The sequence below is a fragment of the Hymenobacter profundi genome (assembly GCF_019334315.1).
In the GTDB taxonomy this organism is placed as follows: Bacteria; Bacteroidota; Bacteroidia; order Cytophagales; family Hymenobacteraceae; genus Hymenobacter; species Hymenobacter profundi.
Window position 1 is genome coordinate 34,236 of sequence record NZ_JAHWGL010000028.1, and the last position, 14,646, is coordinate 48,881.

Sequence of the window (14,646 nt, forward strand, 5' to 3'; positions counted from 1 at the left end):
AGCAGTGCCCGCATCAGGCCGCCGACTTTAAAACAGCAGCAAGTTAACGCAAACGTTTGTCTAACCGGGAAAACCAACGCCCCTACTTGCCAGCCATTGCGTTGCAGTTTGTTACCATTTGCTCTTTCCCCACCCTCTCAGCAACGCCGGGCTGATTGCGTTGTTTTCGCTGATGTTGATCACTCCCTTTCGCCTTCTTTCGAAACCTGTCTGTTCAGCCAATCAGCAGTTTTTTTCTTGCGCCATATCATTGCTTTCCAATAACATCATGGCCAACGGCTTTCAACTACCGAAAACTTTTCCGTGCTTCGCTATTCTGCGCTACGTAGTACAGTATGCATTCTACCCCAGGATGCTGCGCATTTCTTCTTTTACTTTCTTCTACCCTACCCATGATCATCATCGCTGACGGCGGCTCCACCAAAACCAACTGGTGCTTAATCGACAACGCGGGCACGCGCATTTATTTCAATACCGAAGGCTACAATCCCTACTTCATCAGCACCCAGGGAATTATTGAGTCACTCGAAACAAGCCTGCCCGACAACCTGGACCTGCCGGCCATTAGTGAGGTGTATTACTACGGTGCTGGTTGCTCTACCCCAGAGAAGGTGGAAACCGTAGCCGCTGCCATGCGCCATGTGTTCAAGCAGTCGGAAGTATACGTGGGACACGATTTGCTGGCCGCCGCCCGCGCTCTGCTGGGTCTGGAAAAGGGCTTTGCTGCCATCCTGGGCACGGGCACCAACACGGCCCTCTACGACGGTAAGGACGTGACGCTGAACATCGACTCGCTGGGCTATTTCCTGGGCGACGAGGGCTCGGGCTCGTTCATTGGCAAGCGTCTGCTGCGCGACTACATGCGCGGCTACCTCCCCGACGGCCTGCAAGAGGCCTTCCAGAAGCAATACGAGCTGGACAACGAGGAAATCTTCGACCGCCTCTACAATCAGCCCCTACCCAACCGCTTCCTCGCTAGCTTCGCCAAGTTCGCCTACGATCACAATAACGTGAGCTACTGTCGCGAAATCGTGTTGGAAGGTTTCAACACGTTCTTCGACAACCTGGTAGTGCACTACCCCAACTACCAGGACTACAGCTTCAACTGCATCGGATCGGTGGGCTACAACTTCCGCGACGCCCTCACGCAGGCCGCCAAAAACCACAACATGGAAGTCGGCAAAATCATCCGCTCCCCTATTGATGATTTGGTAACTTACCACACCGTCCTCAGCAAGAAATAAGGCTGATTTCTTGCTGAGTTGATATGCTGGTATACTGACCAGTCATACTTCGGCTCGGCTCAGTAGTACAGACTTTCAAACAAAAAAGGCGGCTCCACTTGGAGCCGCCTTTTTTGTTTGAAAACAATCATCACATCAGCCTAGTGCTGCACCACCAGACGCGTGGTTTGCTGCTGCGTTCCGGCTTGCAAGCGCACGAAGTAGATGCCATTGGCCAGGTTAGCCACGGGCAGCGTCAGCTCGTGGGTTCCGCTGGTCTGGCGGCCCGATACGGGTACAGTGCGTACGGTGGCACCCAGCATGTTCTGCACGGTCACCGATACAGTAGGCGCGGCGCTGGTTAGCTCGTAGTAGAGCGTGGCGGTGCTACCCGTGGGGTTAGGCGAGGCTAACAATTTAAGGCCGCTCATAGCCTGCGCTCCTTTTACGGGCAGCACTGAGTTGGCGGGCTTGGTGATGGGCTTGCTGGTATACACGAAATACTCGCCGGGTTGCAGCGTGATGGTCGCGTTGGCATCAGCCACGTTCATGGGCGTGCTGGTGAGGTAGTTATACCAGGTGCCGGTTTGCTGAAATTTGGGGTTGACGGTGGTAGCCGTCACACCGAAGTTGCCAAGCACCGTCACGCTCAGGTCGCCGTTTGATAGGTGAATGGCTTTGGCCTGCCCGGTTAGCTCCTGCGAGAAGGAGGTAAGCGCGGCGAACAAAGGCTGCTTTTTCAGTGCAATCAGGGCGCGGTAGGTGTCATAGAGGTGGCGGCGGTCGGCCTGCTGGTAGTAGTCCCAGCGGATGGGCTTGTTGCTGAGGCGGCAGTCGTTATTGATGGTCGTGCCATCGGCGCACACGTTAATGCTGTAGTCGTAGCCTACCTCTCCAAACTGCCACATCAGGCGCGGACCAGGTATAGTGAAGAAAAAGGCTGCTGCCATCTCGTCGCGCTTCAACCCTGTTGCCAAGTCCTTCACGTTGTAGCTACCACTGCTGTTGCCGAAAGCTGCATTCTTGAATTGCAGACGCTCTTCGTCGTGGCTTTCCATATAGGTAATCAGGTTGGGCTGGTTCCAGTCGCGCTGCCGATAATAGCCCCAGTTGAAATCCCAGCCGTCGCTATACCCCATCGTGGCTTGGTTGTATGCATGGTTTAGATTGCCCCACAGCATCATACCGTAGTCGGCTAGTTCCTTACCTTCTTGGTTGGCGGCAAATGACTCCAGAATAGGATACGACGTATTGTCGACGCTCATTTGGTAGTCGTAGTACTCTTTCCAAATAGCAATGCGCGTAGGGTCATACACAGCGTCATAGGTGGCCTCCGTTTTCTGCACCTGACTGAAACCACCGGCCAAGTCAAAGCGGTAGCCATCAATGTGATATTCTTGCAGCCAGAACTGCATCACGCGCTTCGTGAAATACTTGGTGTAGGCGCTTTCGTGGTTGAAATCGTAGCCAACATTGTAAGGATGCTTGGCATCCTGGTTGAACCACGGGCTATTGGCAGCAGGTTTGTCGCCATCGAAATACAGCTGCACCATCGGCGACTGCCCAAAGGAGTGGTTCAACACCATATCCAGCACCACAGCAATGCCGCGGCGGTGGCACTCATCAACCAGCTTCTTGAGGTCGTTTTTGGTACCGTAGTACTTGTCGGGTGCGAAGTAGAACGAGGGGTTGTAGCCCCAGCTTTCGTTGTCCTCAAACTCGTTGACGGGCATCAGCTCCAACACGTTCACGCCCAGGCGCTGGAGGTAGGCCAGCGAGTCGGTAACGGTTTTGTAGTCGTGGCGGGCTACGAAGTCGCGCACCAGCAGCTCGTATATCACCATGTTGGTGCGGGCCGGGCGCTGGAAGTTGGTCGTGGTCCAGGTGTACTCGGCTGCGCCCGGCGACAGCACCGATACAATGCCGGTGGTCTTACCCGTGGGGTAAGCCTTCAGGTTGGGGTAGGTAACGGCCGGAATGTACTGGTCGTTGTTGGGGTCCAGCACTTTTTCGGTGTAGGGGTCGGCGATGCGCAGGCTGCCATCTACCAAGTACTGGTAGGCATACTCCTGGCCGGGCGTGAGGCCGTCAATCTGCACCCACCAGCGGCCGTTTTCGGCGTCGTTGGCGTCGGTGCGCTTCATCAGGGTGGCGGCTGTGGGCTGCCAGTTGTTGAATTCGCCAATCACGTATACGCTTTGCTTGCTGGGCGCCGTCAGGCTCAGAATGGCGGAAGTGCCCCCGTTCAGATAGGTCACGCCATCTTTCTTAGCGCCGGCGGGTAGGGCGGCCGTGGTGATGGTGGGCTGCACCAGCAGCAAGCGCTGATCCGTAACGGTAGTAGTGCCGTCGGTGGCCGTGAGCACCAGCGTGTTGATACCGGGCTGCGTAACGGCTACCGTGGCCGTGAGGGTGGTGGTATTGGCCTGCTGCGCCACCTGCGCACCATTGAGGGTAAGGGTAAGTGTAGCCGCCGCCGAGGCCGTAGCCGTCACGGCCACTGAGCCGCCGCTCACCAGTACCGGGTTGTTGTTGTTCGTAGCCGGCGCCGTAATACTGGCCTGCAAGGCCGTAGTTTGCGATACATCCAAGAAAATGTCGGTGTTGCCAGCGCCTTTGCCCTCGGGCGTGCCATTGGTCCCACGAAACACCATGGCCAATTGCCGCACGGTTTCGCCGGAGCCCTTTAGGCCGGGGTAGTAGTCCTCGGGCACGAAGGTGATGCTATAGCGGCGGTTGCCCAGCGCCGTCATCTTTTCGGCTGCAATAGGCGTACCGAAACCGTTTGGGTTTTTTACGTGCTTCCAGTCGCTGGGCGTGGTGCTCAGGTTGGTGATGACGCCGGTATAGATGTACACGTCGCCGGTGTAGTTGGCCAGACCAGCGTTGCCTTTGGTGGCGTCAAAGGTGATGGTTACCTGATCCGTTGCGCGGAAAAAGGTAGGAGTAGCCGTCACTACCTGCGCCCAAGAGGCAGACGCGCTACCTAGCACCATTAGCAGTAAACAGAAGAGTCGAATTGTTTTCATTCAGAACGTTGAGAAGATGGGAATTTGAAAAGCAGGACGATTACGGATTCGTACAAAAGCGCTGTTTTTCGGCTCCGTAATCGTTTGCATAGCAAAGGTACGCATTGTCTTTTCCCAGTATCTAATTGCACCCGCGAATTGTGCGTAGTTTTGTTGCCTGCTACTGCTTGCGCCGCTGTAATGTCCTGTTTTCACTCTCTTTGCTGCTGGTTTTCACTCTGGAGCTTGCTGCTCCTACCTCAGCAACTTACTCAAGCGCAAGCGCTAGCCCAGTTGCACACGGCACCGCAGCTTTCCGGCTTCTCTTATTCTGCGTCGGCCCCATCTGTCTCGCTTGCGCTTGCCCTACCCGATTCGGCGCGACAAGCCCATCTCAACCGCCGCCTACCCCTGCTGGCTGGCGGATTGGTAGTTACCTACACTGGCCTCACCTACGGCCTCGGCAAAGCCTGGTACACGGGCGAGCGAAGCAGCTTCCATTGGTTTGACGACTTCCCAGAGTGGAAGCAGATGGATAAGGCCGGTCACTTCTGGGGAGCCTTCCACGAAAGCCGGGGCGCCGTAGACATGCTGCGCTGGGCGGGCCTCGACGACCGCAAAGCCATTTGGTACGGCGGCTTTGTGGGATTCTTACTGCAAAGTCCCATTGAAATCCTCGACGGTCACGACCCCGAGTATGGCGCGTCGGCGACCGATCTGGCAGCTAATTTTCTGGGCTCGGCGGGGCTGATTGGCCAGCAGCTGACTTGGAATGAAGTGCGCATCATGCCCAAAGTGTCGTTTCATACCACACGCTATGCAGCTATGCGGCCTAACGTGCTGGGTCGCTCCTTCGCCGAGCGCCTGCTGAAAGACTACAACGGCCAGACCTACTGGCTGGCCTTCGATGTGGGCGCGTTTATGCCCACCGCCTCGCGCTGGCCTCGCTGGCTACAGCCAGCAGTGGGCTACAGCGCTCAGCAAATGGTATACAACGATGCCGACGCCAACGCTGCCCTGGGCCTGCGCGCCTACCGCCAATACTACCTCACGTTAGACGTAGACCTGCGCCGCATTCCTACCCGTAGCAAGCTGCTGCGCCGCGTGTTCTACGTAGCCAGCATCTTCCACCTACCCGCGCCGGCTTTGGAGTACAATAGTCGGCGCGGGTTGGTGCTGCATGGCTTGTATTATTAAGTCTGAATCACGGATTCGCTCGGATTTTTCGGATTACGCGGATTTTGTGGACTCCCTGCTTTTCCGAGGGTTGCGCTCTCGACTGACCTGTAAGAGCGGTGTAACTACCTCAGCCCCTCCGTAGCCCAGGGTTTCAACCCTGGGCATGCGCGCCAACCGATAGTTGATAACTCACAGCTGACAACTAACAATTCACCCCTGACAACTAATAAGCAACGCTACCACCGTTTGGCCGTTACTTTTGTTGTATTCTGACATTGAACCCACCCCCTCATAATAGATATGCAAGTAGGAGATAGAGTGCGGCTGCTGACTGGCCGCGAAGAAGGCATTGTTACCCGCCTGCTCGATAATGAGCTGGTAGAAGTTGCCATTGATAACGATTTCACGATTCCGGTGCTGCGCCGGGAGGTGGTAGTGGTAGCCGCAGAAGAGCAGAAAGCCTTCGGCAAAACGGCTGCTGCCGTGGCCAATGAGCGCAAAGCCGCTAGCACTGGGGCCGCCCGCGCTGCGCAGGCCGCCGGCGAAAAGCCCGCAGCAGCATCTGCATCAGGTTCGACTAAAAAAGGAAGCGGTCCTACCTCACCTCCTGTTAAGATTGCCAAAGGTCTGTACTTGGCGCTGGTGCACCAGTCGCCGGAGCTGCTGGCCGTGCACGTCATCAACAACACCGATGCCGACGTGCTCTACACCTACGGCGAGGAGCGCCCCAACGGCACCTACCGCGGCCTGGCTTCTGATAAGCTCGATTCCAAAGCTGCTAGCAAGCCGTTGGGCCACTGGCATTTGAAGGATTTCGATAAGTGGCCCGCTGTGCTGGTGCAGCTTCTCCCCCACCAGCTCAACGGCACCACGGCCTACGATCTGCTCAGCAAGCGCACGCAGTTCAAGGCAGCTACCTTCTATAAGAGCCGCCAGCAGGCACCCATTATTCAGAAAGAAGCCTACCTCTTCCAGCTCGACGAGAAACCCGCCGCGCCCCTCGCGCCGCCTACCCCCGAGAAGCTGGCCGAAACTCTAAAGGCTCAACTCTCCGGCGACGCGCCCGCCAAGCCCGCCACCGTGGCGCCTACCCCCGAGCCTGCCAAGGCCCTAGTGGCTCCGCCCCACGAGCTGGACCTCCACATTGAAGCCCTACGCCCTGAGGGTGCCGAGGGCCTCAGCAACACCGCCATGCTCAAGCTTCAGATGGATACATTTGAGGATGCGTTGTCGCGGGCGTTAGCTACCAACATGCACGAAATCGTCTTCATCCACGGGGCTGGCAATGGCACGCTGCGCAAGGAGATTCACAAGCAACTGAGCCGCAACAAAGACATCAAGTTCTTTGAGGATGCCCGCAAGGAGAAGTTCGGCTACGGCGCTACGCTGGTGCGGCTGAAGTAAGCAGCAACTGCTAGCTTAATAAGAATTCGTCTGTCATCCTGAGCTTGCGAAGGACCTTCTCACGATAGAACAGGACGTTATTACGTCAGTCGTTCTCGCGTGAGAAGGTCCTTCGCAAGCTCAGGATGACAGACGAGTTTTTTGCGCTTTGGTACGCATAAGGCTTTATAGAAAGCCAGGCTCGCTTATTGCGTACTTTGCGCCATGTTTCGCACCCTTTCTCTCGCTTCTCTGCTGGCGCTTGGTTCCTTTGCTGCGCAAGCGCAACAGCCCCTACCCATCCCACGCAACCTGGCGGCCACCTATGCCGCTGGCACCCACGCCGAAAACGGCCTGCCCGGTCCCAACTACTGGCAAAACACGGCCGATTATACCATTAAGGTTAATTTCAATCCGGCTACCCGCTTGCTGAAAGGCACCGTGGATATTGCCTACCAGAACAATAGCCCCGATTCGCTGCGGCAGTTGGTGTTCAAGCTCTACCCCAACATCTACCAAAAGGGCGCCCCCCGCGACACCCGCTTCGCTGCCGCCGACCTCACCGACGGTGTGCAGATTGAGCAACTGACCATCAACGGCCAAGCCACCGATGAAAGCGTGCGCCGCATAGATGCCACCAACATGACGGTTTCCGTGCCCAAGGCCATTGGCCCCAAGCAGACAGCCCGAGTAACCGTGGCCTACTCCTACACCCTCAATAAAGGTTCGCACCAACGAACCGGCGAGGTAGAGCCGGGGGCTGACTTTGTGGCCTACTTCTTCCCGCGCATTGCCGTGTACGATGACATCGACGGCTGGAACCGTATTCCTTACACCGGCTCGGCGGAGTTATACAACGACTTCTGCAACTTCAAAGCAGATATCACCGTGCCCAAGGATTTTGTGGTGTGGGCCACCGGCACGCTCACCAATGCTCCGCAGGTACTGCAAAAGAAGTACGCCCAGCGCCTACAAGACGCGGAGAAAAAGGACGACGTTATCACAATTATCAGCGCCGCAGAGGCCAAGCGCAAGAACATCACGACAAATAACGCGCAGAACACCTGGCACTTTGAGGCGCAGGATGTCGTGGATTTCGTGTTTGCTACTTCCGACCACTACGCCTGGCAGGCCAGCAGCTTGATGGTAGACCCCGCCACCAAGCGCCGTACCCGCGTAGATGCGGCCTACAATCCCAAGCACAAGGATTTTGAAGAAGTGGTGCATTTTGCCCGCCGCACGGTGGAGGCCATGAGCTACACCTTCCCGAAGTGGCCCTTCCCCTACTCCCACGAAACCGTATTCGACGGCCTCGACCAGATGGAGTACCCGATGATGGTGAACGACAACCCCACCAAAACCCGCGAGGACGCCATCACCCTCACCGACCACGAGATTTTTCACACGATGTTCCCGTTCTACATGGGCATCAACGAAACCAAGTACGGTTGGATGGACGAGGGCTGGGCCACCATTGGCGAGTGGATTATCTCGCCCCTCATCGACCCTAAGCTGGTAGATGAGTACGGCGTGATGCCTTACGCCCGCTTTGCCCACACCGAGCAGGATATGCCCATCGTCACGCTCACCACGCAGCAGACAGGTACGCCGTTTTACCTCAACTCCTACCCCAAACCCGGCCTGGGCTACCTCTACGTGAAGGATATGCTCGGCGATGAGTTGTTCACGAAAGCCCTGCACACCTATATCCGCAACTGGCACGGCAAGCACCCCATGCCCTACGACTTCTTCAACTCGATGAACGCCGGTGCGGGCCAAAATATGAACTGGTTCTGGCAGCGGTGGTTCTTCGACCTGGGCTACCCCGATTTGGCCATCCAAACCGTGACCAAGCAAGCCACCGGCTACCAGGTAACGGTAGCGGCCAAAGGCACCAAACCCGTCCCAGTAGACCTCACGGTGACCTTCACGGACGGCACCACCACCAAACTGCACCGCTCCGTGGCCGCGTGGCAATCCGGCAATACCTCTGTTGTATTGGACATCTCAACCACCAAAACGGCCAAGCGCATAGTGTTAGGCAGCACGTATGTGCCGGATAGCTTCCCGAAGGATAATGTGTGGGAGGGTAGGTAACTAATCTATGGGTATCTTAATAATGCTTGTGTTGCTACTAGCTACTGCTGCTTGGTGCCGAGCAGCAGTAGCAATAGTTATTGCCTCTTCTCAGATAAGCCTGAAAGTCAAAATTGCAGGAATTTTTCTGGCTATTGCGCTAGTAATTTGGCCGTTAGCAATGTGGAGTACTACCTACAGCATATATGCTTTCGGTCCACCGTTTATCTATATGATCTTTTCAATTTTTGTCCCATGTGCTTTAGGCGAAATTCTACTGAGCTCTAAAACTGAGGAACCAAGAGACAATAATTTCATCATAGCACATTCACTATTTTTAGCGGTGAGCGTAGTCTTCCCCTTCATACTGACTTATTATTTCCTAATGCCTGAAAGTATGAGTATACACGTCCTTTTGGGTTTGAAGCCATACCATTGAAAAGGCCACCGCAACTTCTGTTGCGGTGGCCTTTCTTCTTCAAAGAAATACTCCTCTTATAAATGCGCAATCGGGTCGGCGTTGCCGTCGGGGTCGTTCTTTACAGCGCCACTGGTTGTAAAGCTCTTACCCTTCATAAGTAGCACGCCAGCCATGTGCGGGGTAGCCATAGAAGTGCCGCTGATGGTGTTGTAGCCGCCGCCCATCCAGGTAGACTGGATGTTTACGCCTGGCATGCAGTAGTCCACCGGTGGGTTGCCGTAGTTGGAGAACGACGCCCAGCTATCGGAGCTGTTCATAGCGGAGATGGTGAAGATGTTGGCCCCATTCACGCGGGCTGGCGAGTGGTTGTTGGCATTGTCGGTTTCGTTGCCGGCGGCCAGAGCAAACAGCACGCCGCCTTGAGAGGCACGTAGCACAGCATCGTCGAGGGCCTGCGATACGCCGCCGCCCAGGCTCATATTGGCCACATCGCCGGCTTTGCCGTTGGCGCCTACGTAGTCAACGCCTGCAATAACGCCGGAGTTGGAGCCGCTACCACGCGAGTCGAGCACGCGCACTGCCACTACCGAGGCGCCTGCGGCTACCCCTACCACGCCGATGCTATTGTTGAGGGCCGCAATAGTGCCCGCTACGTGCGTGCCGTGGCCGTTGCCATCATCGGGCGAAGTATAGCCCTTACCACTGGTCAGGAACGAGCGGCTACGCGTGGCGTCTACGCTCAAGTCGGGATGGTCCAGGTCAATGCCGGTATCAATTACCCAGGCTGTTTTACCGCTGCCGTCGCCGTAGCCTACCCGCGCAATGCCGTAGGGTATAGTTTGAGAAGGAGAAGTAGTGCCACCGCCAGCCGCTGGCTTGCCCAGCGAAATAATTTTATCCTGCTCTATATAGGCCACGCTGGCATCCATGCGCAATTTCGCAGCTTCAGCAGCCGATAGCTTAGCCGAAAAGCCTTTCAGCACGTGCCCGTAGGCATGGCCCACAGCTTGCTCGCTCAACCCGTGCACTTTCAGCAGACCATATGCCTTGGCTTTCACTTTTTTCACTTTCCCCTCATAGTTATCGGCTGAAGTGGTAGCAACGGCGGCGTCCTTCAACACCACAATGTATTGACCGGCTATATCCTCGTCGGCCGATTTAGCGTCGTTTGTTACAGTGGCTACAACTGGTTCCGATGGCATGGCCATTTCGTCGGAGCAGGAAGTGAGGGCAGCCGAGCCAGCCGCTACAGCAGCTACTACAGCCCAGGAGGAGAGGCGCAGGTGATGTACTTTTTTCTGCATGCTACTAAGATTTAGAAAGGAGAGAAAGAGTGTTTGAAAAGATCTAATTGCCAAGTATTCTATAATCAGAAATCGATTACGGATATAATTGGCTCATCAAACTAGCCCTTTTATTAATTTTTTCATATTAAAATAGTAAAAAATAATTTAGGCTATATATTAGAAAACGGCTTTGTTCAACATGGATTTTTGCAAGCCTATTGCCCTAGTATTTCTCATTGCACTACCTTTGCTTCTGTAATGAGTCGCTCCACCGCGGCGCCCTTGGGCGACGAGGAAAGTCCGGGCAACGCAGAGCACCCTGCTTCCTAACGGGAAGGACGGAGAAGCGTAAAGCAACTTCGGACAGCCAGTGCCACAGAAAATTACCGCCGTTCTTTGGCTGTTAGCTAGTAGTTGCTAGCTGTTAGCTCTCGTTGTAGAAAAGCTAACAGCTAATAGCCATCAGCCAATAGCTCAAAAAAAGGTAAGGGTGAAAAGGTGCGGTAAGAGCGCACCAGCGGCCGGGTGACCGTGTCGGCTGGGTAAACCTCAGGGGTTGAAAGACCAAATAAGCGGATACGCTCCAGCCTTCGGGCTGGGGCACCGGGCGGCTCGTCCGGCGTCCGTGGGTAGGTTGATGGAGCCTTTCCGCGAGGACTGGCCTAGATAAATGGTGGAGGCGCGGCAACGCGTACAAAACCCGGCTTACAGACTCATTACCAGCAACAAAAAGGCCGCTGCAACATCTGTTGCAGCGGCCTTTTTTGCTCTTAAAAAAGGAGAAGAACAGAGGCTAAGCCCCTACTTTTTCTTCGCAGCGCGGGCAGTCTTCACTTCTCCGGCTTGCACGGCGCTAGCTTTGTTGCCAAAGCTGTTGCGCACGTAGGTAAGTACGTCGGCAATTTGCTGGTCGGTGAGGAAGTCGTGGGCGGGCATTACGTTCTGGTAGGATTCGCCGTCAATGTCTTGATCCTCCATGCCATTGAGCAGGATGTTGATGAGGCGGTTTTTATCGCCCAATACGTAGCTCGTCTTGCTAAGAGGCGGGTTCATGTTCTGCACGCCTCCACCGTCGGCCATGTGGCAGGTCAGGCAGTTTTGCGTGTATACCTTCTTGCCCGAAGCCAATACTGCCCCCGAAATGGCTGATGCGGCCGGCTTTTGGGTAGGCGTTGCTGGCTTTTTTTGCGCCAGGGTAGGTAGGGAAAGCAGCGCAAAGGCAGCAATTAGGAAAGGGGACTTCATTATTTTTTGTTGTAAACGATACGGTAAATAGTGCCCTTCACGTCGTCGGAGACGTAAAGCGAGCCGTCGGGACCCTGGGCCAGGCCACAGGGGCGGTGGTCGGCGCGACCAGAGGCCGCTTTCTCGGGCGAGCCGGCAAAGTTGTCGGCAAATACTTCCCAGTTGCCGCTGGGCTTGCCATTTTTGAAGGGCTGGAATACTACGAAATAGCCCTTCTGGGGTTCAGGAGCGCGGTTCCAGGAACCGTGGAAGGCAATGAACGCACCGTTCTTATACTTCTCCGGAAACATGGAGCCGGTGTAGAACAGCAGGCCATTGGGCGCCATGTGGGCGGGGTAGGCCGCCGCCGGGTCGATGTACTTATCGTCCACGGTTTTCTTGCCGTCGCCGCCGTACTCGGGCGCCATCATCTTCTTGTTTATCTCTTGGTTGTAGTAGATGTAGGGCCAGCCCGCGTTATCACCTTTATCGAGAGCATACATACACTCCGCCGGAAACTGCGCCGATTCTTTCTCGGTGTACTTATCCGGAAACAGCGTGTGCAACTGGTCGCGGCCGTGCTGCATCACAAACAGCTTATTGCCTTGCTGATTCCAGTCCAACCCTACCACGTTGCGCAGGCCCGTAGCGTAGCGCATGCCGTCACCGTACTTCTGATTCAGCTTGTTAGCCTTGAACTGCCAGATACCACCGGCCGAGTCCAGCACGGGGCAGTTGGGCATGCCCAGGGAGCCAGGGCGCCGGTCGCGCTCCTGGCAGGAGTTGGAGTAGGCGCCCACGTTCACGTAGATGTTGCCGCTGTTGTCGAGCACCACCGATTTGCTTTCGTGCTGCTTGCGGTTAATCAGGCCTGTTATAATCTTCTCTGGCTGGGTAGGATTCGTTACTTCGCCTTTGCTGTCGAGCTTGTAACGGTACACATCCTCATCAGACGAAGCGTAGAGGTAGCCATCCTTGTTGTACATACCCGTACCACCGTAGCCGCCAAAACCGCCCGCAATGGTGGCTTTGCCGGTGCTGGTGGGGTGTAGTGTCAGGATGCCTTTGCCATCTTTCACCCGGCTCAGCTTCACATATACCACGCCTTGGGGCGTTACGGTGAGGTGGCGGGCACGCCCCCCGGTTTCGGCGGCTACCAGCGCACCGAAGCCAGCTGGCAGCTTCAGGCCGGCGTTATCGGCATCGGGCACTACCCGGGCCGGGGGAGTTAGCGCATACAGCGCAAGGCTACCTGCTACGGCCGTAGCAGGTAGTAAAAAACGAGTCAGGGTGTTTTTCATGGAGGAAAGCGTAGTGATTCTGGCAAATAACGCGGCCGACTGCCGACGGTTGCTTTTGTCGATACGGTAGGACCACCCTAGTACGGATGTGCCTGTAGAAACTACCGGGCAAACTCATTGTTTATTATATGAGTTCCTATGCAAACTAGCATTGCTTTAGCGTTCGTATATACATTTTAGCTCTTGCGCTGGGTAGCCTACCAGCACAGGTATCAGGGCGTCATTCACTTGTTGTGCGGCTGCCCATGGCTTTTTGCTACCTTCGCTCTATTACGCACCTCTCGCTTTCTCTATTTATTTCATGCCCCGTATTCTCATCATCGACGACGAAAAAGCTATTCGGAATACTCTGAAAGAGATTTTGGAATACGAAAGCTACAAAGTCGACCAAGCCGAAGATGGCCCCACTGGCCTCGACATGCTTATTAAAGATAAGTACGACGTCGTGCTCTGCGACATCAAAATGCCCAAGATGGATGGCATTGAGGTGCTGGAGCGCGCCCAAATTGTGGCGCCCGACGCGGCCTTCATCATGATTTCGGCCCACGGCAACATCGACACGGCTGTGGATGCCACCAAAAAAGGCGCCTACGATTTCCTGCAAAAGCCACCAGATCTTAACCGCTTGCTCATCACCGTGCGCAACGCTCTAGACCGCACCAAGCTGGTAGCCGAAACCAAGACGCTGAAGAAGAAGGTTGCCAAGAACTCGCAGATGGTAGGCACCTCGCCGGCCTTAGAGGTGGTGCGCAAAGCCATCGAGAAGGTAGCCCCTACCGATGCTCGCGTGCTCATCACCGGCCCCAACGGCGCCGGCAAGGAGATGGTGGCCCGCCAACTGCACGAGCTGAGCAGCCGTAACAACGGCCCTATGATTGAGGTAAACTGCGCTGCCATTCCATCAGAACTCATTGAAAGTGAGCTATTTGGTCACGAAAAAGGATCATTTACCTCAGCTGTAAAGCAGCGCATCGGCAAGTTTGAGCAAGCCGATGGCGGCACCTTGTTTCTGGACGAAATCGGGGATATGAGTCTCTCGGCGCAGGCCAAGGTGCTGCGGGCTTTGCAGGAAAACAAGATTACCCGGGTAGGCGGCGAGAAGGAAATCTCGGTGAACGTGCGCGTGCTGGCCGCTACCAACAAGAACCTGTTGCAGGAAATTGCCGACCGCAACTTCCGCGAAGACTTGTACCACCGCCTCTCAGTTATCCTCATTCAGGTGCCGCCGCTCAACGACCGGCGCGAGGATATTCCGGCCCTCATTACCAAGTTCCTGGCCGATATTGCCGGCGACTATGGCAACAAGCCCAAGAAGGTAGACCCCGCCGCCATGAAATACCTGCAAAACCTCGATTGGCGCGGCAATATCCGCGAACTGCGCAACGTGGTAGAGCGCCTCGTGATTATGAGCGACGATACCATTTCCGAAAGCGACGCCAAGGCGTTTGCAGGGAAGTAACGTTTGCCTGTTACATAGAATAAAAAAGTTTGTCATCCTGAGCATGTGGCGCATCAAGCCAGTGTCGAAGGACCTTATGCCAGTTG

At 55.6% G+C, this 14,646-nt stretch carries 9 protein-coding genes and 1 other RNA gene; 6 read left to right on the top strand and 4 right to left on the bottom strand.

All coding sequences use genetic code 11. The features are described 5' to 3' along the window. Positions 1–392: 392 nt before the first annotated feature. Entirely contained in the window at positions 393–1,244 is an 852-nt protein-coding gene (locus tag KYK14_RS09100) for an N-acetylglucosamine kinase (protein WP_208305927.1), read from the top strand. 140 nt (positions 1,245–1,384) lie between these two features. Here the strand turns inward: KYK14_RS09100 and KYK14_RS09105 are convergent, their stop codons facing one another. After that, a complete protein-coding gene (locus tag KYK14_RS09105) occupies positions 1,385–4,252 on the bottom strand; it encodes an alpha-amylase family glycosyl hydrolase (protein WP_219158578.1) in 2,868 nt (955 codons plus the stop codon). A gap of 225 nt (positions 4,253–4,477) precedes the next feature. On the opposite strand from KYK14_RS09105, the gene KYK14_RS09110 reads away from it, so the two are divergent. The 3 genes from KYK14_RS09110 to KYK14_RS09120 all read left to right on the top strand — a co-directional run bounded on the left by KYK14_RS09110 (position 4,478) and on the right by KYK14_RS09120 (position 8,890). Further along, positions 4,478–5,428: a DUF2279 domain-containing protein gene (locus KYK14_RS09110; RefSeq protein WP_246601764.1), complete on the top strand. Its 951-nt coding sequence runs from the start codon at positions 4,478–4,480 to the stop codon at positions 5,426–5,428. 282 nt (positions 5,429–5,710) lie between these two features. Beyond that, complete coding sequence (locus KYK14_RS09115; RefSeq protein WP_219158579.1) at positions 5,711–6,814, top strand: Smr/MutS family protein; 1,104 nt, start codon at positions 5,711–5,713, stop codon at positions 6,812–6,814. Positions 6,815–7,018: 204 nt separating this feature from the next. Then, a complete protein-coding gene (locus KYK14_RS09120; protein WP_219158580.1) occupies positions 7,019–8,890 on the top strand; it encodes a M1 family metallopeptidase in 1,872 nt (623 codons plus the stop codon). Positions 8,891–9,364: 474 nt separating this feature from the next. Here KYK14_RS09120 and KYK14_RS09125 read toward each other — a convergent pair whose 3' ends face one another. Further along, positions 9,365–10,594 (bottom strand): S8 family serine peptidase, encoded by a 1,230-nt coding sequence (locus KYK14_RS09125; protein ID WP_246601765.1) that lies wholly within the window; start codon positions 10,592–10,594, stop codon positions 9,365–9,367. A 237-nt stretch (positions 10,595–10,831) separates the two neighbouring features. Between KYK14_RS09125 and rnpB the strand changes: the two genes are divergently transcribed. Further along, an RNA gene (rnpB, locus tag KYK14_RS09130) (RNase P RNA component class A) lies at positions 10,832–11,300 on the top strand. A gap of 77 nt (positions 11,301–11,377) precedes the next feature. On the opposite strand, the gene KYK14_RS09135 is transcribed toward rnpB, so the two are convergent. Continuing rightward, complete coding sequence (locus KYK14_RS09135; protein WP_219158581.1) at positions 11,378–11,821, bottom strand: c-type cytochrome; 444 nt, start codon at positions 11,819–11,821, stop codon at positions 11,378–11,380. Continuing rightward, positions 11,821–13,101, bottom strand: coding sequence for a PQQ-dependent sugar dehydrogenase (locus tag KYK14_RS09140; protein ID WP_219158582.1), 1,281 nt, complete (start codon positions 13,099–13,101; stop codon positions 11,821–11,823). The genes KYK14_RS09135 and KYK14_RS09140 overlap by 1 nt, the downstream gene beginning before the upstream one ends. Before the next feature lie 301 nt (positions 13,102–13,402). Here KYK14_RS09140 and KYK14_RS09145 point away from each other — a divergent pair, with 301 nt between their 5' ends. Next, on the top strand, positions 13,403–14,560 hold the full coding sequence (locus KYK14_RS09145) for a sigma-54-dependent transcriptional regulator (RefSeq protein ID WP_219158583.1): 1,158 nt from the start codon (positions 13,403–13,405) through the stop codon (positions 14,558–14,560). The last annotated feature ends 86 nt before the right edge of the window (positions 14,561–14,646 follow it).